Origin of the sequence: Flavobacterium sp. Leaf82 (assembly GCF_001422725.1) — a bacterium.
GTDB lineage: Bacteria > Bacteroidota > Bacteroidia > Flavobacteriales > Flavobacteriaceae > Flavobacterium.
The window spans coordinates 41,281-65,528 of record NZ_LMMA01000037.1 but is presented as its reverse complement, the minus strand read 5'-3'; the positions used below and the strand labels follow the sequence as shown (position 1 = coordinate 65,528).

Sequence of the window (24,248 nt, the reverse complement as noted above, 5' to 3'; positions counted from 1 at the left end):
AGGATTAAAAAGATTTTTAAAATCTGCCTAAATCTGCGTGAAACAAAAAAAACTTTGCGTCTTAGCGACTTTGCGAGCAAAAAAACATAGCGCACTTTGCGGTAAAATCAAAACGCACTTTGTAGCTAAATAAAAATTGCCTGAAATACCTAATTAGATTATCTTTGCACTTCAAATAAAGAAAAAATTATGTTTGATAATTTAAGTGATAAGTTAGATAAAGCCTTCCATATATTAAAAGGACACGGTAAAATTACAGAAGTAAACGTTGCCGATACCTTAAAAGAAGTTCGTCGTGCCTTGCTTGATGCCGATGTTAACTTTAAAATTGCTAAAGATTTTACCACCAAAGTAAAAGAAAAAGCAATAGGTCAGGACGTTTTAACAACACTTCAGCCAGGACAATTATTGGTGAAGTTAGTAAAAGACGAACTAACAGAATTAATGGGTGGCGATGTTGCTGGAATTAATCTTTCCGGAACTCCTAGTGTTATTTTGATGTCAGGACTTCAGGGTTCTGGTAAAACAACATTCTCTGGTAAACTTGCCAACTTTTTAAAAACTAAGAAAAACAAAAAGCCACTTCTTGTAGCGTGTGATATCTACCGTCCTGCGGCGATCAACCAGTTACATGTTGTAGGAGATCAAATAGGTGTTGAGGTTTACTCAGAGCCAGATAATAAAAATCCTGTAGAGATTGCTCAAAACGCAATCAAACATGCAAAAGCAAACGGTTTTAACGTTGTTATTGTCGATACAGCTGGACGTTTGGCAGTAGACAAAGAAATGATGGATGAAATTGCTCGTGTTCATAAAGCAATTCAGCCACAGGAAACTTTGTTTGTTGTAGATGCAATGACAGGACAAGATGCTGTAAATACAGCAAAAGCGTTCAACGATATCTTAAACTTCGACGGAGTTATCTTAACCAAATTAGATGGAGATACACGTGGTGGAGCTGCAATTTCGATTAAAACGGTTGTAAACAAACCAATCAAATTTGTAGGTACAGGCGAGAAGATGGAAGCAATTGATGTTTTCTATCCAGACCGTATGGCAGAGCGTATCTTAGGTATGGGAGACGTTGTGTCTCTTGTAGAAAGAGCGCAAGAACAATTTGACGAAGAAGAAGCAAGAAAACTTCAAAAGAAAATCGCTAAAAACGAATTTGGTTTTGATGATTTCTTAACTCAAATTCAGCAAGTAAAGAAAATGGGTAATATGAAAGACCTGGTTGGAATGATACCGGGAGCTTCAAAAGCCATGAAAGATGTAGAAATAGAAGATGATGCTTTTAAACATATAGAAGCAATCATTCACTCGATGACGCCAATCGAAAGAAGTAAACCTGCCATAATCGACGTAAAAAGGAAAGCCAGAATCGCTAAAGGTTCCGGAACCAAAGTCGAGCAAGTAAATCAGTTAATGAAGCAATTCGACCAAATGAGCAAAATGATGAAGATGATGCAAGGTCCGGGCGGAAAAAACCTGATGAAAATGATGGGAGGCATGAAAGGAATGCCAGGCGGAATGCCGAGATAATAAAAAAAGTAAAAAGTTTCAAGTTTCAGGTTTCAAGTTGTGAGACTGAAATTTGAAACTTTTTTCATTATACTAAATGCAATAAGTTTCGCTTTTAGCGTTAAACTTGAAACTTTAAACCTGAAACAAAACAACAAAAAAACAATGCAACTACTAGACGGTAAAAAAACAGCTGAAGACATTAAAAACGAAATCGCAGCCGAAGTTCAATCGATAAAAGATGCCGGGGGAAAAGTACCTCATTTGGCAGCCGTAATCGTAGGAACAAACGGAGCAAGTTTAACTTACGTAGGAAGTAAAGTAAAATCTTGCCAGCAAATTGGCTTTGATTCAACTTTGGTAAGTTTACCGGAAGATATCACCGAAGAAGCTTTACTGGCAAAAATCAAAGAACTAAACGAAGATGACGATCTTGACGGATTTATCGTTCAGTTACCATTACCAAAACATATCGACGAACAAAAAATCTTATTGGCAATCGATCCGGATAAAGATGTTGATGGTTTTCACCCAACAAACTTTGGTAGAATGGCTCTGGAAATGGAAAGTTTCATTCCTGCAACACCATTCGGAATCATGCAGTTATTAGAGCGTTACAACGTAGAAACTGCCGGAAAACATACCGTTGTTATTGGTAGAAGCCACATCGTAGGTCGCCCAATGAGTATCTTAATGAGCCGTAAAGGAAATCCTGGAGATTCTACAGTAACTTTAACTCACAGTAGAACTAAAAATTTAGCCGAGTTTACTAAAAACGCTGATATTATTATCACAGCTTTAGGAGTTCCTGAATTCTTAAAAGCAGATATGGTTAAAGACGGAGTTGTAATCGTAGATGTTGGAATTACTCGTGTAGAAGATGCATCAAACCCAAAAGGATACGTTATCAAAGGTGACGTAGATTTTGACGGTGTAAGCAAGAAATCATCATTTATCACGCCAGTTCCTGGTGGAGTAGGACCAATGACAATTGCAATGTTGCTTAAAAATACCCTTTTAGCAAGAAAAATGAGAAGCGCGAAAAAATAATTCCCTTCAAATAAATATGAACAAAGCCTATTTAACCGAGTAGGCTTTGTTGTTTTATATGCTTTGGGCGTGACCTTATCCCGACAAGAGGGCAAACTTACTTTACGGTTATTCGCCCTCTTGTCGGGATAAGGTCGGGCTATCCGCGCTACTTCGGTAGCTAGCTTCTATCCCTCACGCAACTTTGCGTGATGCAGCAGTCCCAGCGGGCAATGTCATTAAGTTAAGCTTTAAACACAATCCCTCTTGCGATCTCAAAGCAAAGCGCAATTCACAAAACTTTGAGAACTTTGCGTAATCCTTTGCGAACTTTGCGGTAAAATTTTATGCGTTGAGTTACGTACGGGGCTTCGACTCCGCTCAGCCTGACAATATTGCGTTTTTCTTTTTAACTTAACTTAATAATTGCTCAACGGGACGAGATTTAACTCCGCTAGGAGTTACAGGTGGGTAGCCAATGGTTGGTTGAAAAAAAACATTCGAAACCCACAAAATATCCCGTAGGGATTACACATTTTTAAATAATACAGATCGATTTAAACGCATCGAAAAAAATCACAACAAAAAAAATCAACTTTAATACTTGTCAATTCAAAATAAAATATAACTTTGCAACACAAAGTACTTTATTTATGAATCAGAAGCACCAAGAAGATTTAGCACATATTCGTTCCATGATGGAGCGCTCTTCAAGATTTATATCCTTAAGCGGACTCTCAGGAGTTTTCGCAGGCTTATCGGCTTTAATTGGCGGATTGTACGTTTATCAATTATTCAAAGTAAACGGGATCGAATATTTTACTGACCAACATATATTGTTGACTAGTAACTTAGTTTCAGAATTATTCTGGATTGGTGTTGCAATTTTAGTTAGTGCTTTTGCTTTTGGTATATTTTTTACCATAAGAAAAAGCAGAAAATACGATTTGCCAATCTGGACATCAGCTACAAAAAAGATGTTATTCAATTTAGCAGTTCCTTTGTTAGCAGGAGGTATATTTTGTCTGGCACTTTTGCATCACGAAATTTATGGTTTAATTGCTCCGGCGACTTTAATTTTTTATGGTTTATCACTTATAAATGCTGAAAAATATACTTTTTCAGATATTAAATATCTGGGTTTTTGTGAATTAATTTTAGGATTTATTTCCCTTTTTTATATTGGATATGGTTTAGTTTTTTGGATCATAGGATTTGGTATTTTGCATATCTTGTACGGATTAATAATGTTCAAAAAATATAAATAATCCACGCAATGGGAATTATTGATAAACTAAATAAAGATTTTGAAAGCCGTGTCAGATTGGGTATTATGTCCGTTCTGATGGTCAATGAATGGGTTGATTTTACAGAGATGAAAAATCTTCTTAATATCACAGATGGTAATTTAGCCAGTCATTCTTCAGCGCTCGAAAAATCAGAATATATAGAAGTCAAAAAAGAGTTTGTGGGTAAAAAACCCAAAACCTCTTATCAGGTTACTCCCAGAGGACGTGCGGCCTTTAAAGAGCACTTATCTTATCTTGAAAAATTAATGAAATCGTAATAACTCTATTTTTTTACCTAATTACTTTGAAATACAAAGTACTTTTAAAATTAAAACCATGAAAAAACACCAAATTATTCTAGCTTGCAGTTTAATATTTACACTGCTTTTTTACAACGAGTCAATAGGAGTAAACCTCGCTATTTTTGGGCTATTGCTAACAGGTTCAATCTGTTATTACTTTCAGGATCGATTTACAGACAGATCACATTTAATCTTAGTCGTAACTTCGGTTTTATCATGTCTCGCTTTTGCCTGGTACGGAGATTTTGTTTCTTTTTTGGCTTTGGCAATGTCAATTCTCTTTTTACAGTTTAAAACCCAGGAATCTAAACTTAAAATTATACAGATATTTCCATTGGTATTCCTGAATGCATTTGCTTCTCTAGGTCGTATTTTCATGTTTAGCCAATGGCTTCCGGAAAGAAAAATCCATAATAATTTTGCTAAAAAACTGGTTGCTTATTTTATTATTCCGGCGATTTTTCTAACAGTATTTTTTGCTGCTTATTCTTTTGGAAGTACTCATTTTTCTTCTTTGCTTACAGACTATACTTTAGATATTGATATCGTAGAAGTCATTCTAATCGGAATTCTGGGTTTTTATATTTCATTCAGTTTCTGGAATTATTGGGTACCGGAAGTCTGTTATGAGAAAAACGCAATCTTGGATAATGATTTTGATAATATTGCAGAAATCAAAAACCAAAACACATTTTCATTTCTTGATCTTGACTTCGAAAGAAAAAGTGGTGAGATTACATTACTATTGCTAAATTTTATGCTTTTGGTTTTTATTGTAACCTATAACTACGAACAGTTTTTTGAAGTCATAGAAAAATCAAATTTAAGTGCAGATACGCACGAAAGAGTCAATTCAGTGATTTTTTCAATAATCTTGGCAGTTGGTGTAATACTATTCTACTTTAAAGGCGGATTCAATTTTGATAAAAAAGCAACTACACTTAAAAAGTTAGCTAAAATCTGGATTGTATTAAACGGACTTTTAATTGTAAGCACAATCGTTAAAAATTCAGAATATGTTTCTTTCTTCGGATTAACTTACAAACGATTGGGAGTTTATGCTTTTCTGATTTTAGCAATAATTGGATTAATATTTACATTTTTAAAAATTAGAAGACAAAAAACAAATGCCTATTTAGTCAATCAAATGGTTTGGTATTTCTACGGAACAATACTTTTGTGCAGTTTTGTAAATTGGGGAAATCTAATTACAAACTATAATATCTCAGTAAATAAAGGAGTTGAACCAAGATTTTTGAGCGGGTTGAATTTTAATGATGATGCCAGAAGAGCCTATTTTTCAAAACTTCATTTAGACGGACAATTAATTGAAATTAAAAAAGAAGAACAAATTGATGAATATCAGAACAAAACATTTTTATCAAAGGCACTTTATTATGAGTTTTTGAATAATAAAAAGTAATTTTCTCAGAAACCATCTTTAGTAAAAATACTGAAGATGGTTTTTTTAGTATTTAATTATAATTTTAAATTTTTGGTTCATAAAAATAAAGGATACTTTTGCACCACTTAAAAAAAACTTCTCCAATGGACGATTATTATTCGTTAGTATTAAATTAAAATAGCTTTTGAATCTTTTCAAAATGCTATGATAAACCCTGCAATTTTGAAATGAAAGCCTTTTACAAAAACAACAACGGATTAATCGAGACACCAGAATGGACTCCAAACTGCTGGATCAACATTGAGTCTCCTTCAGAAACAGAAAAAAAATATTTACTCGAAGAACTTCAAGTTCCCGAAGCCTTTTATAATGATATTGAAGATATCGACGAAAGACCTCGTATGGAAGCTGAAGATGGATGGACTTTGTTTATCATGCGTATACCAGTAAAAAGTAATGATGTTAAACTGCCTTTTCAAACGATTCCGCTGGGATTAATTTTTAAAGAAGATGTTTGCGTTACCATCAGTTTTTACGAAACCGAAATTATTTCTGATTTTGTACAATATACCAACCGAAAAAATATACATATAAAAGATAATTTTGATCTTGTTTTAAGATTGTTATTATCCTCAAGTGTCTGGTATTTAAAATATCTGAAACAAATCAATCAAAAGATAAAACTTGCCGAAGATAATTTAGAGAAATCAATCAAGAACGAAGAATTACAGGCGCTTTTGCAAATAGAAAAATGTCTGGTATTTTTTATTACTTCCTTAAAAGGAAACGATGTTTTGTTTCACAGAATTAAAAATTTAAAAGCCCAAAGAGAACATTTTGATCAGGATTTATTAGAAGATGTTGATATCGAAATTAGTCAGGCCCAGGATACTGCGAATATTTACAGCAATATCTTAACCGGAATGATGGATGCTTACGCCTCAGTAATTTCTAATAATATGAATAATATCATGAAGCAAATGACTTCAATTTCTATTATTCTAATGATTCCAACTTTAATTGCCAGTTTATACGGAATGAACGTGCCAAACGGTTTAGAAGAAAGTAAATACGGAATCTGGATACTTCTTTTAGTATCTGTAATCTTATCAATTTTTGGTGTTTTTCTATTTAAAAGAAGAAGATGGTTCTGAGAAAATCATTCTTAAAAGCATTATATAAAAAAAGACCCTTTCGTTTCCGCGAAAGGGTCTTTTTTTTAAAGATCAATTTAGTAATCTCCTTTTTTCTTAAATCTAGGATCATCCTTTGATATAAAATCTGTTCTTCGTTTAGGAACATCATCTTTTGATAAAAAGTCAGTTCTTCGTCTTGGACTTTGAGGTTCAGGTTTTGGTAAACTTGCCTCTTCGGTTTTACTTGAAGGCTCGATTAAATGATTTAATTCTTTGATTTCATCATCAGTCAAATCACGATAACGACCAACCGGAACATCAAGTGAAATATTGATAATACGGATACGTTTAAGCGCCGTTACGTCATAACCCAAATACTCAGTCATTCTACGAATTTGACGGTTTAAACCCTGCGTTAAAATAATTTTAAAAGTAAATTGGCTAATTTGCTCCACTTTACATTTTTTAGTCACAGTATCCAGAATCGGAATACCATTTCCCATACGTTGTATAAAACGCTCTGTAATAGGTTTGTTAACCGTAACCGTATATTCTTTTTCGTGGTTGTTTCTGGCGCGTAAAATCTTGTTTACTATATCACCGTCATTTGTCATAAAAATTAATCCTTCACTCGCTTTATCCAGTCTTCCAATTGGGAAAATACGTTTTGGGTAATTAATATAATCTACAATATTATTACGAACCTCAAGATTCGTTGTACACTCAATTCCAACAGGTTTATTAAAAGCCAGGTAAACCAATTTTTCGTGTTTCTCAACAATCAGTTTTCCATCAATACGCACTTCGTCATTTTGAGAAACTTTAGTTCCCATTTCAGGCACAACACCATTTATTGTTACGCGTCCTTCTTCAATAAGTTTATCAGCTTCACGGCGAGAACAATATCCTGTTTCACCAATAAATTTATTCAGACGTTTTAAATTCTCTTCCATACTGCAAAAGTAGGCAAAAATTCGATTTTAGAGTTTAGATTTCTGATTTTAGATTGTTAGGTTCTTAAATAAAAACTTAGCAACTTAGCGACTCAGAACCTTAGCACCTAAAAAGAAAACCTTTATCCGTGATAAGACGAACTATCTTCCGGCGTTTCTTTTCGTTCAAACATTCCATAATCGCGAACAACAGTTGCAATCCTTAAATGATAATCTTTAAAAACCTCATTTCGTCCTTTTTCCTGAGCGTGACGATGCATTTCAAGATTTCGCCATTGCTGAATACTTTCTTCATCTTTCCAGAAAGACAAAGACAAAACTTTCTCAGGGTTACTAAAACTCTGAAAACGTTCTATCGAAATAAAACCTTCTATGTGGTCTAATTCTGGTCGCAGACTTGCAGCGATATCCAGATATTCTTCTTTTTTTCCTTCATTGGGAACTACTTCAAAAATTACAGCTATCATATTTTGTTTTTTTATTATTGTATTGTAATCCAAATTTTTTTAGGTAATCGGGCATTAATAATAGGTTCGTATTCTATGCTATTTTCTAAAAGCTTAATTGTATTGTGTTCTTTAAATAAAAACCACAAAACTTCAGTAGCCAAATTAATCGAAAAATGTTTCGCCAGACACATATGTCCGCCAATCCCAAAAGTTAGATTCTCATTATTATTCACACGTTCTATATCGAAATTTGATTCGGTTTCGAATTTTTCAGAATCCCGATTTGCCGAAGCAAGAACTAATAGTATTTTCTCCCCTTCTTTAATAATCGTTTCTTCTAAAATAATATCAGAATTTGCAACTCTTCTCGTATTATGAATTGGCGGATCAAATCGCAAAGTCTCTATAATAGATTTTTGTATTTCGCTTTTATCTGAAAAACTTTTATTCGCAAGAATTTGCAACAACGAATTACTCAAAATACCTCTTCCCGCATCGTAACTTTGAATAAACAAGCCAATTAAATTACTAATAGCGATTGTTTTAATTTCGTCAAGCGAAAAAGCTCCTGATTTTGATGTTTTATTTAATAATAGTTCATAAAAATCTAATGATAAAAGTTGTTGTTCTACGATACAAAAGATCGTTTCAGAAACTTCATTGATCAATTTCACTTGTTCTTCACTTTTAATTGGAAGCATTATTTTAACCAAAACTTCGATTTTATCCAATATAAAAGCGCAATCATTTTCCTTAAAACTAAAACTTTTTAGAACAACCAAAAGCGGTAATTTTTTACAAACCGAATTTACCCAATCGATTTTATTTTCGATTAAATCATCTTTTATTAATTGTGAAAGGATTGTATTGATCTCGACAGACTTCATATTCTGAAACAGCAAATTGGCAATTTCGCGATTTATTTCATGCTGAATTCCATTTGATAATCTTGTTAAGTTAGTCAGAATGTCTAATGCATTTTTGTTTAGTTTCTGTTCGTTGTTCAGATTGATAACCGGAATTAAAGCTTCAGGATTTTTCAGGATTTCAACACAATATTTATACGAGTAAATCGCCCAGATTTTATTGTCTTGGTCCCAATATATCGGGTTTTTATTCAATATCGATTGATAGATTGAATAAGGATCTTGCACATTAGACTGAAGGAATAAAGTAGAAGTCATAGTAGTATCTTTTTAGCAAAGTTATCTAACTTTACAAATCAATACTTCAGTCTGTAATTAACTATGAAAACCTAAATGGAAGATCAATTTATAAAAGCAGCAGGATTAATTGGCGATGCCACGCGTGCAGCCATTATGTGGACATTGTTGGACGGAAGGGCTTTTACAGCCACAGAACTTTCTGTTGCTGTAAATACATCGCCGCAAAATATGAGTATGCACTTGGGAAAACTTCTTGAAGCTGATTTACTTTGTGTTGAAAAACAAGGCCGACATAAATATTACAGATTTTCCAGCAAAGAAGTTGCTTACGTCGTTGAAGCAATGGCAAACTTAATTCCGAAGCCGGAGATTTCATCAAAAAAGAAAACGGAAAATTATCCTCCAATAAAATATTGCCGAACATGTTACGATCATTTAGCAGGTAAAATAGGAGTAGCTTTAGCCGATAGTTTATTAGAACAAAAAATAATAATCGAAAAGAATAATGCTTTCGAAATTAGCCCCGAAGGAGAAAAATGGTTCTCAGATTTTGGAATTAATTTAGAAGAAGCCCAAAAGCAAAAGCGAATATTCTTAAAACCGTGCCTGGATTGGAGCGAAAGACGAAATCATATTGCAGGCTCAATAGGAACTTTATTACTGAATAAAATGCTGGAACAAGACTGGATCAGAAGAACGAAAGATTCAAGAGCAATAATGATAACGGGAAAAGGTGAAAAAGAAATGTTGAAGAATTTTAAGATTGTTGTTTAGGTAATTTTAGATTACAGATTTTAGACTTCAGATTAATAGATTTCACGCAATCTTGTCATTTCGACGAAGGAGAAATCTTCGTGAGAAGCTCGACAAAGATTGGGTTTTCGTTACGGAATTTCTTGCGAAGATTTCTCCTTCGTCGAAATGACAATACTACCGTTTTTAAGGAAAAAAACGTAATACCTTAGCGACTTAGTGGCTCAGAACCTTCAGAAAACAAAAACTCAATTACCTTTTGATACAATTCATCATCATGCATTCCGTGACCTAAACCTTTAGTTTCTATAAACTGACTATTTTTCCAGTTACTGGCAATTTTTTTACCTTCTTCAAAAGCAACAATTTTATCTGAAGTGTCATGTGCAATAAAACCGGCAACATTAAATTGAGAAGCAAATTTTTGTCCGGAGAATTCGTCTATTTTGAAATTGAAACGAGTAGCAAATTTACCTTCAAGAAGTGAAAACATCCTGGTATTTAAACTCAGGATTGCAATATAATTATCGATCAATGTTTTTAAATCTGATGGTGCTCCAAGAATTACCATTTTATTGATACTAGTATTGGGGAATAAGTATTGATGATAAACGCAAGCCGCGCCACCAATAGAGTGACCAATGATAATTGTAGGCTGGTATTTTTCTACCGCTTTATTGATGAATTCAGCATAAAGCGGAATGTTAAATTCTTTCCCGCTGCTTTGTCCATGAGCCGGAGCATCAATCGCAATAATGGTGCTTCCTGATTTTTGAAGATGTGGTAAAGTTTTTTTCCAGCGCGAAGCATTGCTTTCCCAACCGTGAACTAGAAGAATTTTGGTTTCGTTTCCTTTCCAGATGTAAGTCTGAAAATGATGTTCGTTATGAAGAAACGTTTCTGTTTCTGTATTTTTTAATATTTTGGGTAAATCTTCTTTTTGTAATCGTCCAATTCTGGGCTGACTAAAAAGTGCATAAGAAAGTTCAACAGCTTTTTGCGGACGAACATAACTTAAAAAGTTAATATATGATCCAACCGATTTTAATGTAATGAAACGGATTCCTTTTTTAATTCCCAAAACAATAAGTATAATGATAAAACAATAATTTTTCGAAACCAGATCTAAAAAAAAGATTCGCCACGAATTTCACAAATTTAGCACGAATTTTTATTCTTATTATAGAAACAAAATATAATTAGTGAAATTGGTGAAATTCGTGGCGTAAAAAATGACAGCTAAATTAGCGGACAATTTTAGGCAAAAAAAAGTCCCGATAAAATCGGGACTCGTATTAGAATTTAGAGAACAATTGTTCCATTTTTTCTTTTTCTTCTTCAGCTAATGCGCTGTCGACTAAGATTCTTCCAGAGTGCTCATCAGTAATGATTTTCTTTCTGGAAGCAATTTCTACCTGAGTTTGTGGCGGGATAGTAAAGAAAGATCCTGCAGATGCTCCTCTTTCGATAGATACAACAGCTAAACCGTTACGAACACTAGTTCTGATTCTAGTGTAAGCAGCTAATAATCTTTCTTCGATTTGTCCTGAAAACTCAGCTGATTTCTCAGATAAGAAGATTTCTTCTTTTTGAGTTTCAGCCATAATAGCGTCTAATTCAGATTTTTTATGTTTTAAGTGCGAACTTTTAGCGTCAAGTTTTTCTTTTAAATTAGAAATAACTTCTTTTTTATGTTCGATAGAAGCTTTCATTTCTTTGATTTGCTTTTCAGCTAATTGAATTTCTAATTCCTGAAATTCAACCTCTTTAGTCAACGAATTAAATTCTCTGTTATTACGAACTGATTCTTGTTGTTTTGTGTATTTTTTGATAACCTCTTTGTGCTCATCAATCGCATTTTTCTTCGATTTGATAAGATCTTCAATAACCTCAAGTTCACTTTTCAGTTTCTCTGAACGCGTGCTTAAACCTGCAACTTCATCTTCTAAATCTTCCACTTCTAAAGGAAGTTCACCTCTCACGTTTCTGATTTCGTCAATTCTAGAGTCAATAAGCTGTAAATCGTATATTGCTCTTAACTTGTCCTCAACACTTAATTCTTTCGTATTCGCCATATTCTATAAGTACTTAACTGGATTTGTATTTTCTTCTGATAAAATGATGGCAAAATTAAGGATTTTTTTTCGAAGATAATCAACAATATAGTTTTTTGTATAGCGTTCGCTCTCAAAATGACCAATATCGGCTAAAAGTAGTCGATTTTCGGCTTCATAAAATTGATGGTATTTTAAATCTGCAGTCAAAAAAGCATCGGCTCCAGCCATGATTGCATTTTTTATGGCAAAACTTCCTGAACCTCCCAAAACGGCAACTTTCTTTATTTTTTTTCCTCTAAAGGCAGAATGACGAATTCCGTCAGCAATCATTTTATCTTTTACAAAAAACAAAAACTCTTTTTCGTCCATTTCAGTTTCAAATTCACCAATCATTCCTAAGCCAATATTTTGATGCGAGTTTTGCAAATCATAAACTTCATAAGCGACTTCTTCATAAATATGATTTGCAAAAAGTGCTTTCAGGATTTTAGACTGTAAATGTTTTTCGAAAACGACTTCAATTTTTATTTCAGTTCCGGTATGTAGTTTTCCTTTTTCTCCAATAACAGGATTGCTGTCTTCGTTTCCTTTAAAGGTAAAAAAGCCTTCGGTATTAAAACTACAATTATCATAATTGCCTATAGTTCCGGCACCAGCTTCAAAAAGTGCATTTCTAACTTTCTCTGAATTGTCAGGAGTTGTATAAGTAACCAGTTTTTTAATAAAACTTTGCTTCGGAATCAAAACTTTGGTATTTGTTAATCCCAAAGCATCGCAAAATATTTTGTTAACGCCGGCAGAATGATTGTCTAAAGCGGTGTGAACGGCATAAATAGCAATGTCATTTTTAATGGCTTTGAGGATCGCACGCTCAACATAGTTTTTACCTGTGATTTTTTTAATTCCAGAGAATAAAATAGGATGAAAACAAACTACCAGATTACAGTTTTTGGCAATAGCTTCTTCGATTACATTTTCTAAAGCATCGTGGCAAACTATAACTCCTGTACTTTCTGTTTCAGCATCGCCCACTAAAAGTCCAACATTGTCAAAATCTTCGGCGTAAGCCAAAGGTGCCATTTCTTCCAGAACTGCTATTATATTTTTGATTTTCATTAAATTTTGTTTCAGGTTTTAAGTTTCAAGTTCTATAAAGTAACTTATAGCAAATTAACGAAAAATATTATATCTGGTAATACTTATTGTTACTAGTGGTAATAGATTATATTACTAATGTATCAATTTTGTATCTTTGTGTTTAAATCAAGAATCATGAAAACGCTAACCGTAAAAATAAACGAACACACTAAGATAGGGAAAGCTTTTATCGCAATGTTTGATAGTTTTAAAGGTTTTGAGGAAATTGAAATTGTTGAAACAGACAATTATGGACAAGTTAACGAGGAGCAAAGCATATATAGTTCAGAATTTATTGAAAAGGTTAAAAAAGCAGAAGAGAATATTAAAAACGGCGAAACTACAACGCTAGATCCAAAAGATATATGGGGAAGTTTAGGGTTGAAGTAACTAAAATCGCAAATCAGGAAATAGAAAAACATAAAAAATCAGGAAATAAAATTTCGATAAAGAATATTGCTAAAATTTTGATTGAACTCACAGAAAATCCGGATCAGGGTTTTGGAAATCCTGAACAATTAAAACATGAATATTCAGGTCTTTGGTCAAGGCGAATCAATCAAAAAGATCGATTAGTTTATAGGATTGAAGAAAATATTGTTACCGTTTTTGTAATCTCTGCAATGGGACATTATTCAGATAAATAACTTTATGAACTTACTTCGAAAAATACTTTTTCCGTTTGCCATTTTATACGGATTCATTACTTCAGTAAGGAATTTTCTTTTTGATAAAGGAATTCTGAAATCAACTTCATTTGATATTCCGGTAATTGCTGTTGGAAATTTAAGCGTTGGCGGAACCGGGAAAACTCCTCAAATCGAATATCTTATTCGGTTATTATCTGATCGATATTCAGTTGCTACTTTAAGTCGCGGTTATAAACGAAAATCTGAAGGATTTGTTTTGGCAAGCGAAACTTCGAATGCCGAAATTTTAGGCGATGAACCTTTTCAGTTTTATCAAAAATTTCCAAATATTCAGGTTGCTGTCGATGCAAACAGAACAAACGGAATCATACAATTGCTTTCGCAGAATGAAAAACCGCAAGTTATTTTATTAGATGATGCCTATCAACACCGTAAAGTAAAAGCAGGATTTTATATTTTATTAAGTTCGTATGATGACTTGTATGCAGATGATTTTATGTTACCAACCGGAAATCTTCGCGAAAGCAGGACCGGAGCTAACAGGGCTAATATTATAATTGTAACAAAATGTCCAAAAGATTTATCTGATGAAACACAAGCTCAAATTCGGCTGAAGTTAAAACTTACTTGTTCCCAACAAATCTATTTTACTTTTATAGATTATGATGATTTTATTTATGGAGAAAATGAAAAAATAGGGGTTAATCAAATCAAAGCCGAATCGAAACTGCTTCTGGCAGGAATTGCAAAACCAACTCCGTTTTTTGATTATTTAAAGAATGAAAGTGATGAATGTCTGACTTTTCCGGATCATCATAATTTCTCTGATACAGATTTAGAGTCCATTCAAAATAAAGCTCAAAATAAAAGAATCATCACGACAGAAAAAGATTATGTTCGGTTAAAAGATTCTGAACTAACTTCGCAATTGTACTATTTGCCCATAAAAAGTACGTTTATTAATCATCATCAAAATTTTGATGCAACGATTTTGGAGTATGTCAAAAACAACTTAGAATTTTAGCAACTCACTACCGAAGCTTCGGGATAGAGTATTAAAGAAAGCTAATCAAAAAACTTAGCAATTATACTATAGAATTCATCTGGAACAAATGGTTTTGTGATTACATCATTCATTCCAAAAGAGAGAAGCATATCTCTGTTTTCGTCCAGCGAAATAGCTGTTAAAGCTATAATTGGAGTTGTTTTGTCAAAGTCCCTGATTAACTTTGTAGCTGTTGTTCCGTTGATTCCCGGTAAGTGAACATCCATTAGAATCATATCAAAACGCTTTACTTTTAAAAGTTCAACAGCATCTTCTCCATTATCGATAATTTCGCATGTAATCGCTTTGTTTTCAAGCATCTTACGCGTAATCATTTGATTGATTTTATTGTCTTCAATCAACAAAATAGATTTATGTTTTAATTGCTTATCGTTGTAAGGTTTTGCTTCTTCTACAACTTCCAAAGGCTCGTTGTTAATCTTAAATTTTAATTTAAAGGTAAAAGTTGAACCTTTGCCTACTTCACTTTTTAATTTTATTTCGCCACCTAAAAGTTCAATCAGTTTTTTAACGATTGTAAGTCCTAGACCGGTTCCGCCATATTTTCTATTGACTTCTATAGATCCTTGCGAAAAACTCTCAAAAACAGTTTGTAGTTTATCTTCAGGAATACCAATTCCGGTATCTACAATTTCAAAATAAACGGTTGCATTATCATCTTCTTCAGCATATAATTTTGCAATTACATTTACATTTCCGTTTTGAGTAAATTTTAATGCATTATTAATCAGGTTTAAAATGATTTGAGAAATTTTGGTAGGATCGCCAATTAAATTATCCGGAATTGCATCGTCTATTTCTAGATTAAAATAATTCTTGTTGGCGGTTGCTAATTCTTTTAAGGAAGTCTGAATATTAAATAGCAGCTCTTTTAGATTGAAGCAAATATTTTCTATTTCAACCTTAGTCGAATCGATTTTATTTATTTCAAGGATTTCATTGATGAATGTTGTGAGATAATTTCCCGAAAACTTTAAAGATTCTAAATATTTTAATTGTGTTTTTTTGGGATGATCTTCAAGAAGTAAATGGGTAATTCCGTTAATAGCGTTTAGCGGAGTTCGTAGTTCATGACTTACGGTTGATAAAAATTCTGATCTGGCTTTAGATGCTTTTTCAGCTTTGTTTTTAGCAAGGATAAGTTCTTTGTTTTTCTCTCTTAAAAGTAAATTATTCTGATTTCTAATAATGTTGTTTTTATACAGCGCTAAACTCAAAAGCGATAAAATAGAAATAAGTGCGATGGCTAAAATACTGACCAACTTAGAATACCGGTAGGTTTTTAGCTGGATTTTTTCATCACTTTCACGTTTAATAGTATTGTTTAAGGATTGATTTTTTTTGAATTTTTCAAATTCATTAAGATCAAATTTGGCATTTTTTAATTTTAGGATGTAATTTTCTAACTGATAATGTTCATCTAAATAAGAGTAGGCGAGATCAAAATTTTTATTCTGCTTGTAATATTGGCTGATCGCTAAAATAATTTTTGACTTTTTAGCCAAATCATTGCCTCTTGAGTTGTAATCTAAAGCATTGTCCAGATAAATTATAGCCGAATCATTTCTTTTAAGTTGGGTTTCGATTAAACCAAGCTGATAATAAGAATCTGCTTTTGTTTTAAGAATTTGTGAATTATCAGGTTTTTTGGTGATTTCCTGAAGAACTTTTGCAGCAAGCGGTAAATTTTTATTTGCTTTTAAAGCCATCGCTTTCTGATAGCTTAAAATTTGAGCATGATCGGCAATTTTTAACTGGTTTAAAAGATCATCTGCTTTTTTATAATACAGTTCAGCAGTTTCATAATTGCCTTTTGCAGTATTTGCAACACCTATATAATGTAATGCCAAGACTTTGGTACAAGTTGGTTTTACACTATCAAATGAGGCAACACTTTTATGAAAGCTTTTTAGGGCTTCATCATATTTATGTTGTTTGTAGTAAATTTTTCCAAGCTTGAAAGTTTGATTTGCCAAACTCTCCTGTTTGTGATTTGTTTCGCAAAAATCAATGGATTTTTTAGTAAAAAAAACAGCTTCTTTATATTTTTTGTTGCCCAGATTAGTGTTTACCAACTTGTTGTAATAGGAAACGCTATCTGTATTCTTTTTGGTTTGAGAATACAAAAATGAATTAAAAAAACAAAAAACAATAAAAAAGAGTTGTTTCATGTATTACAATGCTTTTACAATGAATCCTATGTTTTTCCTGCAAGCAAAATCAAATCGATTAATCTTGATGAATAGCCAATTTCGTTGTCATACCAACCCACAACTTTTACCATTTTATCAATAACGGAAGTTAGTTGCGCGTCAAACAGACACGAATGTGTATTGCCAATTACATCAACAGAAACAATTGGATCTTCTGTGTAATCTAATATTCCTTTTAAATTTGTTTTTGAGGCTTTTTGGAATGCTTTATTTATTTCTTCAATTGTAACAGCACGTTTTACATTAAACGTAATATCTGTCAATGAACCATCGGGAACAGGAACTCGAATTCCGCAACCACCGATTTTCTCATGCAATTTAGGAAAAATTTTCGTTAATGCCTTAGCTGCACCTGTAGTTGTTGGAACAATTGACTGACTTGCACCTCTCGCACGGCGTAGATCCTTATGTGGCTGGTCGTGAAGGCTTTGGTCTGTTGTGTATGAATGTATCGTTGTTATATAAGCTTGTTCGATTCCGCACAATTCATCGATGATTTTTATCATCGGAGCGGCATTATTTGTTGTACAACTTGCGTTGGAAATTATGTTTTCACTTCCGTCAAGAATATTTTCATTAACTCCCAGAACGACTGTTTTAATCGTATCAACTTCTGATGGGGCAGAAAGAATTACTTTTTTTGCTCCGGCTTCAATATGTGCATTTAATTCTTCGTGCGTTTTGTACTTTCCCGTAGATTCTACTACAAAATCGATATTATGACTTTTCCAGTCCAGATTTGAAATCTTTTTTTCGTGAAAAAATAAATAATGTTTTTCATTAACAATTATACTTTCTTCGTCATGACTCACGATAAAAGGTAAAACCCCATGAATACTGTCGTATTTTATCAAATGTGCCATGGTTTTGTTATCGGCAATATCGTTTATGGCAACGACTTCAATTTCAGGATGGTTTAAAAGTAAACGGAATAAATTTCTGCCAATTCTTCCGAAACCATTAATAGCAATTCTTGTTTTCAATCTTTTTGTTTATTTGTTTAATCGTTCAGCTGTTTAATCGTTTAATTGCCGGTGCGATTAAACGATTAAACAGTTCAACAAATAACCTTTTTATAAAATATGTTTTTGTGCTTTGTAGGAAGAACGAACCAAAGGCCCGCTTTCGACATGACGGAAACCTAATTCAAGACCAAATTTCTCGTATCGTGCAAATTGATCCGGGGTGATAAATTCTTTTACGGGTAAATGTTTTTTACTTGGCTGCAAGTATTGACCAATTGTAACAACATCAACATTTGCATTGCGTAAATCTGTCATAGTCTGAAAAACTTCTTCTTCAGTTTCTCCAAGACCTAACATAATTCCGGACTTAGTTCTGTTAATTCCTTTTTCTTTCAGGTAACGTAAAACCTCTAAACTACGATCATATTTTGCCTGAATACGTACTTCACGAGTCAATCGGCGAACCGTTTCAACATTGTGCGAAACCACTTCAGGATTTGCTTCTACAATACGATCCAGGTTTCTTTCGATACCCTGAAAATCAGGAATTAACGTTTCAAGAGTTGTGTTTGGGTTCATTCTACGAATTGCTTTTACAGTTTCAATCCAGATAATAGAACCACCGTCTTTTAAATCATCTCTGTCAACACTTGTAATTACAGCGTGTTTAATGTTCATGATTTTTATAGAACGGGCTACTTTTTCAGGTTCGTCCCAATCTACCGTTTCAGGTCTTCCGGTTTTTACACCGCAAAATCCGCATGAACGTGTACAAACGTTTCCTAAAATCATGAAAGTTGCTGTTCCTTCGCCCCAACATTCACCCATATTTGGGCAGCTTCCTGAGGTACAAATGGTGTTTAAGCTATATTTATCGACTAAACCACGAAGTTCAGTATATTTTTGCCCAATTGGAAGTTTGACTTTTAACCATTTAGGTTTTCCTAGTGGGACATTTTCAACGACTGTTTCCATATATCAATATTCAAAGTACAAAGATAAGGAATGTAGTTTATTTGTAGATTCGTTTAAGATTTAATTTGGTATTGATCTGTGATAGTTTATAAAAACCTATTTTAAAGATAACTTTATTGTCGTGTTAAATTATTGGTTTTAAATTAGTATGAAGGCAAAATTTAATCGTTTTTGTTTGTTATTTTGATTAAGAGAGATAATTATAGCAGAAGCCTGATTTTTACTCGTTTAAAATTTATATCTTTATTTGTTAGAAAATGAATTTAATTGAAATAGAAATACGTAAACATTGTAATACATTTGCTATTAAATTGTAATAATATAAAACATGAAAAAGAAATTTATTGTACTGGGAGTTTTGTTTGCCACTTTTGGTTTTACTAAAATGAATGCGCAGATTAATTTTGGCGAAAAAGCCATTGGAGCTGTTCAGAAAGGTGTGTCTGGTTTTACTTTTAGTAATGCTGATGCTGCGGCATTATCTAAAGCTGCAGTAGATAAAATGGATGCTGAGCATGAAGTTGCAGCTGCAACAGATCCTTATACTTTGAGACTTAACAGAGTATTTGGAAAATATACTGCCGGAGACGGATATACATTAAACTATAAAGTTTATAAATTAAAAGAAGTGAATGCTTTTGCAACTGCAGACGGAAGTGTTCGTGTATATTCTGGATTAATGGATATCATGGATGATAATGAATTACTTGCAGTAATTGGTCACGAAATTGGTCACGTTGCTAATAATGATTCAAGAGATGCAATTAAAGCAGCTTATAGAAAAGAAGCTTTGTTAGAAGGAGCAGCTTCACAATCTGCTACAATTGCCAGTGTTACAGATAGTCAATTAGGTAAAATAGGAAGTGCAATAATCGATAGTAAATTTAGCCGTAAACAAGAATCCGAAGCTGATTTGTTTTCGTATGATTTTCTGAAAAAGAATGGTTACAATGTAAACGCCGAAGAATCTGCTTTTAGAATTTTGGCTAAAATGAGCGAAGGAGCAGAAGCTTCATTTATCGATCAGATGATGAGTTCGCATCCGGATTCAAAACAAAGAGCCGAAGATGCTAAGAAAAGAGCAGAAAAAGATGGTTTGTATAAAGCTTATGTGCAACAGAAAATTGTAAATACTGCTCCCGTAGCAACTAAAACTACAACCAAGAAAACAACCACTACGAAAAAAACAACAACTAAAAAGAAATAGTAGTTTTTGATATAAAAGACAACCCGACAAGTTTTGAGAAATTTGTCGGGTTTTTTATTTTACAGATTAACCTAAAACATGAAAAGCCAGTACTTTTTGTACATCGTAAACATTTACAGATTTATTAAACTGTTTTACAATACTAGGTTGTAATTCGCTGGAAACCCAAATTTTCAATTCGGCATCAAGATCAAAAGTTCCTGCCGTTTCTACGCTAAAACGAGTAATGCTTTTATAGGCGATAGATTTATATTCGGTTTTGCTTCCTGTTATTCCTTGTACATCAACAAGAATTAATCTTTTGTTGGTAAAGATAAAAGTATCACGAATTAGTTTAAAACCCATTTCAATTTCCTCGTTATCAGTCAAAAGTTGTCCGTATTTTTTAATTAAATCTTCCTGACTTACTGAACCGGCGTTGCCAAGAATAGCTGAAAATATTCCCATTTTTTAGTTTTTAATTTTAATAGATCTGAATTTACCTCTTCGGTGTTGTAAAAGTAATTAAAATTAAAAATAATATTGATTTTCTAACCTTAAGAGATTGAGAAAAATTAAACTAAAACTTCTTATTTCCTGATCGCTTGATGGTTCAGTTAAAAGCATAAAAAAAGCAGAACCGAGATTCTGCTTTTCTATTTTTATTATTCTACTTCCGTTTTTATAGTAATTGGAAGGTTATAGGCAGTTCGAACTGCTTTCCCGTTTAAAACTCCGGGAATCCATTTTGTTTTTAGTGATTTTAGAACCCTTACAGCTTCTTTTCCAATTCCGTAACCCGGATCGTTTTTTACCATTATGTCAGTAAGTGAACCGTCTCTTTCTACTACGAACGAAACATAAACTTTTAAGGTTCTCTCAGCATCAAGTTCTGGTCTGTTGAAATTGTTACCTACAAAAGTGTAGAACTTAGCCATTCCTCCCGGAAATTCTGGCAACTTGTCTAAAAGTGCTGGAATTACAGGATCGTTACTTATTGGTGCAACATTTACAATTTCGCCATCTCCTCCGCCAGTAGTTGGCATTGCATTTACAGCAGTACCTGTTCCTGTAGGATTTTCTACGCCAGTTGTGTTGTTCGCGTTAGTAGCAATTTCAGGAATAGCCTGATCTACGTGTGCTACAACCGGATTAGATAACTGAGTACCAACTGCAGCTGCTGCAGGCGCGCTTTGTTGTGGAGGCGCAATTGGCTCTGGAGCTACCGGTTCGACAGGAATTGGAGTCATGTCTACAGGAGTAAACGGATCAGTAAAGACTTGTGGTTCTTCTACAGGTTCCTGTACCCTAAATTTGTTAATTAATACTGATACACTTCCCAAAGCTGCTAACAATAGCAAACCCATAAATAGAGCCGTAATAGTGGTTTTTGAATTTTCCTGGCGTAATTGATACGCGCCGTACTCTTTGTTTTTGTTTTCGAAAACAAGATTGGTCCAGCTTGCTTCGTAGATACTTGATTTAGACATGTTTTATGGATTTTAAGGTTAAGTAACGTTAAATCATAAGCAATAAGGTTTTTTTGGGTTTAGCTGCAAAAAGAAACATTGCAGTTTTAATGTGTGAATAATTTACTTTTTTAAGAATAAAGTGAATAAAATGTTATTCTTTATCTAAAGATAATAAATTATCTATTACGTTCGATGATTTCTGCTAATAATTTTTTAGCTCGAAGTAATTTTACTTTTACATTGCTCAAAGGCTCATTAATTTTAACAGAAATTTCCTGATAAGTCATTTCCTGGAAATAACGCAGGTGAATTACTTCCTGATAATGTGGTTTGAGTTCTTTAATACATTGTAGTAAGCGTGAAAGATTTTGCTCTTTAATCAAAGCATCTTCAGCTGATGGAGTAGGGTCGGCAATATTATAAGCCTGTTGGTCTTCGTTATCAGTGATTTCTATAAAAAGATTGGTTTTCTTTTTACGCAATAAATCAATGTATACGTTTTTTGCAATGGCAATTAACCAGGTGTTGAATTGAAATTCAGGATTATAAGAAGCTATTTTGTCAAAAGCTTTCGAGAAGGTTTCAATAGTGATATCTTCGGCAGTAGTTTCATTTTCAGTACGCTTAAGCATAAAGCCGTACACTTCATTCCAGAAATAATCTAATAAAAAAGTAAAGGCGATTTGATCGCCCTTTTTTGCTTTTTCTATTTTAGAATTTATTTCCAATATACTGGTTTTGAAAAGATATTAGTTATAAAGATATTAATTTGCGTGAATATAAGCGCGATTTCTACAATAGGAAACCATACTTTAAGGTCATTTTCCTTTAATTTTCCAGCCGAAAATCCAATTACAGTCCATGCCACAGTATATCGTGTTGCTAAAATAGCCAGTACCGCAATCCATTGAAACTGGAAAGCTAACAATACTATAACTAAGATAAAGAAAAATAATTGTGAAACGAAAAAAAGTCCCAACTGCATTTTATCAAAAAACTTATAATGTTCAGCAGTAGAAATATGTCTTCTTTTTTGAGTAAACCATTCACCAAAAGTCTCCTTCGGTTTAGAATACGTAAAACTTTCAGGTGTATAAGATATTGTTGTATTGCTTTTGTTTGCAGCCTGATTGATAAACAAATCATCATCGCCTGAACGAATCTGAATGTGTTCTATAAAACCATTTACATTAAAAAACTCTTCTTTTTTATACGCTAAATTTCGTCCAACTCCCATATACGGAAGTCCTAATTTTGCCCATGAAAAATATTGTACAGCTGTTAAAACAGTTTCAAAACGAATAATTTTATTTAATAAAGAACGCTCGATTTTTTCATATCCGCCATATCCCAAAACAATTGTTTTATTCATGGTTAATTGCGAAGTCATTGCCGTAATCCATTCTTTTGAAGTTGGATAACAATCAGCATCCGTAAAAAGTAAATAATCTTTTTTAGCAGCTTTGATTCCTAATGTTAAAGCATATTTTTTATTACCCCAAAAAGCTTCATTGTTTTGTACTTTTACCAAACGAATATTAGGATATTGTTGCTCAAATTGCTCAAAAACTTCTAAGGTTTCATCGCTTGAAGCATCGTCAATTAAAACAATTTCGAAGTCAGGATAATCTTGTTCTGCTAAAAGCGGAATAAACTTTTTAACGTTTTCTTCTTCATTTTTAGCGCACACAATTACTGAAACAGGAAGTTTTTTTGATGTAATCTCTTGTGGTTTACCAAAAGCAAATTTTCCAAAAATTCCTAAATAATAGAAAACCTGGATAAAAACAATAGCAATAAAGAAGTAAAATAAAGTTATAAGCATCTGTTTTAATGTCTTTTAATTTCTGAATCTTGCGCGTGCAAATGTACTTATGAATTCCTAGATTTCAATGGCTAAAGCCAATTTACTTTCGGCATTTCGACATTTCTTTCGCAACAGCAATAGCCTGAGGGTTTTCGGTTTTTTCTAATTCAGAGATTATGTTTTTATAATTGTGATCATCGCGATTTTGAGATAGTTTTTTAGTTGCCTGAATTTCATCGATTTCAATTTCAAAACCAAAAATTCCTCTTGCCTCGCGAATTGTTTTAGTTGATAAATCTTCAACACGAACCGGATTTTCTGAGCCGGCTTCATATTTATCGACCAGTTTTTTAAGCTGTTCTATTGAGGTGTCCAAATCAACAATTTTAATTCGGCCATAAACATGTACGGCTATGTAATTCCAGGTTGGTACATTTTCATGATCGTACCACGAAGATGAAATATAACTGTGCGGACCAGAAAATACAGCCAGAACCTGATCGTTTTCTGCAAAACCTTCAGCTTGCGGATTAAGTTTGGAAATATGCCCTTGCAAAATCTCTTTTCCTTCAGCATTAATTTCAAGTTCTATCGGGATATGTGTTGCACATAATTTTCCGTGAGTTTGATTGATCAGAATACCAAAACTATTTTCTTTCAAAAAAGTTCTGATCGATTCCGGATCTTCGTCTTTGTATATTTTAGGAGTATACATTT

General features: G+C 33.1%; 25 protein-coding genes. 11 read left to right on the top strand and 14 right to left on the bottom strand.

Annotated features, from left to right (window positions below; genetic code table 11):
- Nucleotides 1-189 precede the first annotated feature (189 nt).
- The 6 genes from ffh (at nt 190) to ASF10_RS23335 (ending at nt 6,700) form a co-directional block, all read left to right on the top strand.
- Nucleotides 190-1,542: a signal recognition particle protein gene (gene ffh, locus ASF10_RS23360; RefSeq protein WP_056255022.1), complete on the top strand. Its 1,353-nt coding sequence runs from the start codon at nt 190-192 to the stop codon at nt 1,540-1,542.
- 144 nt (nt 1,543-1,686) lie between these two features.
- Nucleotides 1,687-2,571 carry a bifunctional 5,10-methylenetetrahydrofolate dehydrogenase/5,10-methenyltetrahydrofolate cyclohydrolase gene (locus tag ASF10_RS23355; protein WP_056255237.1) on the top strand — a complete coding sequence of 295 codons (885 nt, stop codon included), beginning with the start codon at nt 1,687-1,689 and terminating at the stop codon, nt 2,569-2,571.
- Between the two features lie 632 nt (nt 2,572-3,203).
- Nucleotides 3,204-3,818, top strand: coding sequence for a hypothetical protein (locus ASF10_RS23350; RefSeq protein ID WP_056255019.1), 615 nt, complete (start codon nt 3,204-3,206; stop codon nt 3,816-3,818).
- An 8-nt stretch (nt 3,819-3,826) separates the two neighbouring features.
- A complete protein-coding gene (locus ASF10_RS23345) occupies nt 3,827-4,117 on the top strand; it encodes a winged helix-turn-helix domain-containing protein (RefSeq protein ID WP_055093284.1) in 291 nt (96 codons plus the stop codon).
- A gap of 58 nt (nt 4,118-4,175) precedes the next feature.
- A complete protein-coding gene (locus ASF10_RS23340) occupies nt 4,176-5,564 on the top strand; it encodes a DUF4173 domain-containing protein (protein ID WP_056255016.1) in 1,389 nt (462 codons plus the stop codon).
- 209 nt (nt 5,565-5,773) lie between these two features.
- A complete protein-coding gene (locus tag ASF10_RS23335; RefSeq protein ID WP_056255014.1) occupies nt 5,774-6,700 on the top strand; it encodes a magnesium transporter CorA family protein in 927 nt (308 codons plus the stop codon).
- Between the two features lie 77 nt (nt 6,701-6,777).
- Here ASF10_RS23335 and rluF read toward each other — a convergent pair whose 3' ends face one another.
- The 3 genes from rluF to ASF10_RS23320 all read right to left on the bottom strand — a co-directional run bounded on the left by rluF (nt 6,778) and on the right by ASF10_RS23320 (nt 9,268).
- Nucleotides 6,778-7,635 carry a 23S rRNA pseudouridine(2604) synthase RluF gene (gene rluF, locus ASF10_RS23330; RefSeq protein WP_056255011.1) on the bottom strand — a complete coding sequence of 286 codons (858 nt, stop codon included), beginning with the start codon at nt 7,633-7,635 and terminating at the stop codon, nt 6,778-6,780.
- Between the two features lie 122 nt (nt 7,636-7,757).
- Nucleotides 7,758-8,102: an antibiotic biosynthesis monooxygenase family protein gene (locus ASF10_RS23325; RefSeq protein WP_056255234.1), complete on the bottom strand. Its 345-nt coding sequence runs from the start codon at nt 8,100-8,102 to the stop codon at nt 7,758-7,760.
- A gap of 14 nt (nt 8,103-8,116) precedes the next feature.
- Nucleotides 8,117-9,268, bottom strand: a complete 1,152-nt coding sequence (locus tag ASF10_RS23320) for a cytochrome P450 (protein WP_056255008.1) — start codon at nt 9,266-9,268, stop codon at nt 8,117-8,119.
- Between the two features lie 75 nt (nt 9,269-9,343).
- Here ASF10_RS23320 and ASF10_RS23315 point away from each other — a divergent pair, with 75 nt between their 5' ends.
- The gene (locus ASF10_RS23315) at nt 9,344-10,024 is read left to right on the top strand and encodes an ArsR/SmtB family transcription factor (RefSeq protein WP_056255005.1); all 681 of its coding nucleotides are present in this window, start codon (nt 9,344-9,346) and stop codon (nt 10,022-10,024) included.
- Nucleotides 10,025-10,211: 187 nt separating this feature from the next.
- Here ASF10_RS23315 and ASF10_RS23310 read toward each other — a convergent pair whose 3' ends face one another.
- The 3 genes from ASF10_RS23310 to ASF10_RS23300 all read right to left on the bottom strand — a co-directional run bounded on the left by ASF10_RS23310 (nt 10,212) and on the right by ASF10_RS23300 (nt 13,176).
- Nucleotides 10,212-11,084, bottom strand: coding sequence for an alpha/beta fold hydrolase (locus ASF10_RS23310; RefSeq protein WP_056255002.1), 873 nt, complete (start codon nt 11,082-11,084; stop codon nt 10,212-10,214).
- Between the two features lie 214 nt (nt 11,085-11,298).
- Nucleotides 11,299-12,078 carry a zinc ribbon domain-containing protein gene (locus ASF10_RS23305; RefSeq protein WP_055093298.1) on the bottom strand — a complete coding sequence of 260 codons (780 nt, stop codon included), beginning with the start codon at nt 12,076-12,078 and terminating at the stop codon, nt 11,299-11,301.
- A 3-nt stretch (nt 12,079-12,081) separates the two neighbouring features.
- Entirely contained in the window at nt 12,082-13,176 is a 1,095-nt protein-coding gene (locus tag ASF10_RS23300) for a Nif3-like dinuclear metal center hexameric protein (RefSeq protein ID WP_056254999.1), read from the bottom strand.
- A gap of 156 nt (nt 13,177-13,332) precedes the next feature.
- On the opposite strand from ASF10_RS23300, the gene ASF10_RS23295 reads away from it, so the two are divergent.
- Genes ASF10_RS23295 through lpxK form a run of 3 tightly spaced genes read left to right on the top strand, consistent with a single transcriptional unit; the run spans nt 13,333 to nt 14,871 of the window.
- Complete coding sequence (locus tag ASF10_RS23295) at nt 13,333-13,587, top strand: DUF2683 family protein (RefSeq protein WP_056254997.1); 255 nt, start codon at nt 13,333-13,335, stop codon at nt 13,585-13,587.
- Entirely contained in the window at nt 13,563-13,844 is a 282-nt protein-coding gene (locus tag ASF10_RS23290) for a Txe/YoeB family addiction module toxin (RefSeq protein ID WP_056254994.1), read from the top strand. The genes ASF10_RS23295 and ASF10_RS23290 overlap by 25 nt, the downstream gene beginning before the upstream one ends.
- Before the next feature lie 4 nt (nt 13,845-13,848).
- Nucleotides 13,849-14,871 (top strand): tetraacyldisaccharide 4'-kinase, encoded by a 1,023-nt coding sequence (gene lpxK / locus ASF10_RS23285; RefSeq protein ID WP_056254991.1) that lies wholly within the window; start codon nt 13,849-13,851, stop codon nt 14,869-14,871.
- A gap of 41 nt (nt 14,872-14,912) precedes the next feature.
- Here lpxK and ASF10_RS23280 read toward each other — a convergent pair whose 3' ends face one another.
- From ASF10_RS23280 to lipA, 3 genes are all read right to left on the bottom strand, one after another.
- On the bottom strand, nt 14,913-17,084 hold the full coding sequence (locus tag ASF10_RS23280; protein ID WP_056254990.1) for an ATP-binding protein: 2,172 nt from the start codon (nt 17,082-17,084) through the stop codon (nt 14,913-14,915).
- 26 nt (nt 17,085-17,110) lie between these two features.
- Nucleotides 17,111-18,109, bottom strand: coding sequence for a type I glyceraldehyde-3-phosphate dehydrogenase (gap, locus tag ASF10_RS23275; RefSeq protein WP_056254987.1), 999 nt, complete (start codon nt 18,107-18,109; stop codon nt 17,111-17,113).
- A 90-nt stretch (nt 18,110-18,199) separates the two neighbouring features.
- Complete coding sequence (gene lipA / locus ASF10_RS23270) at nt 18,200-19,066, bottom strand: lipoyl synthase (protein ID WP_056254985.1); 867 nt, start codon at nt 19,064-19,066, stop codon at nt 18,200-18,202.
- A 328-nt stretch (nt 19,067-19,394) separates the two neighbouring features.
- Here lipA and ASF10_RS23265 point away from each other — a divergent pair, with 328 nt between their 5' ends.
- The gene (locus tag ASF10_RS23265; protein ID WP_056254982.1) at nt 19,395-20,273 is read left to right on the top strand and encodes a M48 family metalloprotease; all 879 of its coding nucleotides are present in this window, start codon (nt 19,395-19,397) and stop codon (nt 20,271-20,273) included.
- Nucleotides 20,274-20,339: 66 nt separating this feature from the next.
- Here the strand turns inward: ASF10_RS23265 and ASF10_RS23260 are convergent, their stop codons facing one another.
- The 5 genes from ASF10_RS23260 to ASF10_RS23240 form a co-directional block, all read right to left on the bottom strand.
- Nucleotides 20,340-20,720, bottom strand: coding sequence for a PH domain-containing protein (locus ASF10_RS23260; protein WP_055093313.1), 381 nt, complete (start codon nt 20,718-20,720; stop codon nt 20,340-20,342).
- Between the two features lie 197 nt (nt 20,721-20,917).
- Nucleotides 20,918-21,742, bottom strand: coding sequence for an energy transducer TonB (locus ASF10_RS23255; RefSeq protein ID WP_056254979.1), 825 nt, complete (start codon nt 21,740-21,742; stop codon nt 20,918-20,920).
- Between the two features lie 158 nt (nt 21,743-21,900).
- Nucleotides 21,901-22,452 carry an RNA polymerase sigma factor gene (locus tag ASF10_RS23250; RefSeq protein WP_056254977.1) on the bottom strand — a complete coding sequence of 184 codons (552 nt, stop codon included), beginning with the start codon at nt 22,450-22,452 and terminating at the stop codon, nt 21,901-21,903.
- The gene (locus tag ASF10_RS23245; RefSeq protein WP_056254974.1) at nt 22,443-23,549 is read right to left on the bottom strand and encodes a glycosyltransferase; all 1,107 of its coding nucleotides are present in this window, start codon (nt 23,547-23,549) and stop codon (nt 22,443-22,445) included. The genes ASF10_RS23250 and ASF10_RS23245 overlap by 10 nt, the downstream gene beginning before the upstream one ends.
- A gap of 82 nt (nt 23,550-23,631) precedes the next feature.
- The gene (locus ASF10_RS23240) at nt 23,632-24,246 is read right to left on the bottom strand and encodes an FMN-binding negative transcriptional regulator (RefSeq protein ID WP_056254971.1); all 615 of its coding nucleotides are present in this window, start codon (nt 24,244-24,246) and stop codon (nt 23,632-23,634) included.
- Nucleotides 24,247-24,248 lie beyond the last annotated feature (2 nt).

Coding starts and splice junctions, on each gene's coding strand:
- ASF10_RS23245 (WP_056254974.1), bottom strand. CDS start 23,549: ATGCTTATAACTTTATTTTACTTCTTTATTGCTATTGTTTTTATCCAG.
- ASF10_RS23260 (WP_055093313.1), bottom strand. CDS start 20,720: ATGGGAATATTTTCAGCTATTCTTGGCAACGCCGGTTCAGTAAGTCAG.
- ASF10_RS23255 (WP_056254979.1), bottom strand. CDS start 21,742: ATGTCTAAATCAAGTATCTACGAAGCAAGCTGGACCAATCTTGTTTTC.
- lipA (WP_056254985.1), bottom strand. CDS start 19,066: ATGGAAACAGTCGTTGAAAATGTCCCACTAGGAAAACCTAAATGGTTA.
- ASF10_RS23295 (WP_056254997.1), top strand. CDS start 13,333: ATGAAAACGCTAACCGTAAAAATAAACGAACACACTAAGATAGGGAAA.
- rluF (WP_056255011.1), bottom strand. CDS start 7,635: ATGGAAGAGAATTTAAAACGTCTGAATAAATTTATTGGTGAAACAGGA.
- ASF10_RS23290 (WP_056254994.1), top strand. CDS start 13,563: ATGGGGAAGTTTAGGGTTGAAGTAACTAAAATCGCAAATCAGGAAATA.
- ASF10_RS23265 (WP_056254982.1), top strand. CDS start 19,395: ATGAAAAAGAAATTTATTGTACTGGGAGTTTTGTTTGCCACTTTTGGT.
- ASF10_RS23305 (WP_055093298.1), bottom strand. CDS start 12,078: ATGGCGAATACGAAAGAATTAAGTGTTGAGGACAAGTTAAGAGCAATA.
- ASF10_RS23355 (WP_056255237.1), top strand. CDS start 1,687: ATGCAACTACTAGACGGTAAAAAAACAGCTGAAGACATTAAAAACGAA.
- ASF10_RS23300 (WP_056254999.1), bottom strand. CDS start 13,176: ATGAAAATCAAAAATATAATAGCAGTTCTGGAAGAAATGGCACCTTTG.
- ASF10_RS23280 (WP_056254990.1), bottom strand. CDS start 17,084: ATGAAACAACTCTTTTTTATTGTTTTTTGTTTTTTTAATTCATTTTTG.
- ffh (WP_056255022.1), top strand. CDS start 190: ATGTTTGATAATTTAAGTGATAAGTTAGATAAAGCCTTCCATATATTA.
- ASF10_RS23335 (WP_056255014.1), top strand. CDS start 5,774: ATGAAAGCCTTTTACAAAAACAACAACGGATTAATCGAGACACCAGAA.
- ASF10_RS23340 (WP_056255016.1), top strand. CDS start 4,176: ATGAAAAAACACCAAATTATTCTAGCTTGCAGTTTAATATTTACACTG.
- lpxK (WP_056254991.1), top strand. CDS start 13,849: ATGAACTTACTTCGAAAAATACTTTTTCCGTTTGCCATTTTATACGGA.
- ASF10_RS23350 (WP_056255019.1), top strand. CDS start 3,204: ATGAATCAGAAGCACCAAGAAGATTTAGCACATATTCGTTCCATGATG.
- ASF10_RS23315 (WP_056255005.1), top strand. CDS start 9,344: ATGGAAGATCAATTTATAAAAGCAGCAGGATTAATTGGCGATGCCACG.
- ASF10_RS23240 (WP_056254971.1), bottom strand. CDS start 24,246: ATGTATACTCCTAAAATATACAAAGACGAAGATCCGGAATCGATCAGA.
- ASF10_RS23320 (WP_056255008.1), bottom strand. CDS start 9,268: ATGACTTCTACTTTATTCCTTCAGTCTAATGTGCAAGATCCTTATTCA.
- ASF10_RS23325 (WP_056255234.1), bottom strand. CDS start 8,102: ATGATAGCTGTAATTTTTGAAGTAGTTCCCAATGAAGGAAAAAAAGAA.
- ASF10_RS23345 (WP_055093284.1), top strand. CDS start 3,827: ATGGGAATTATTGATAAACTAAATAAAGATTTTGAAAGCCGTGTCAGA.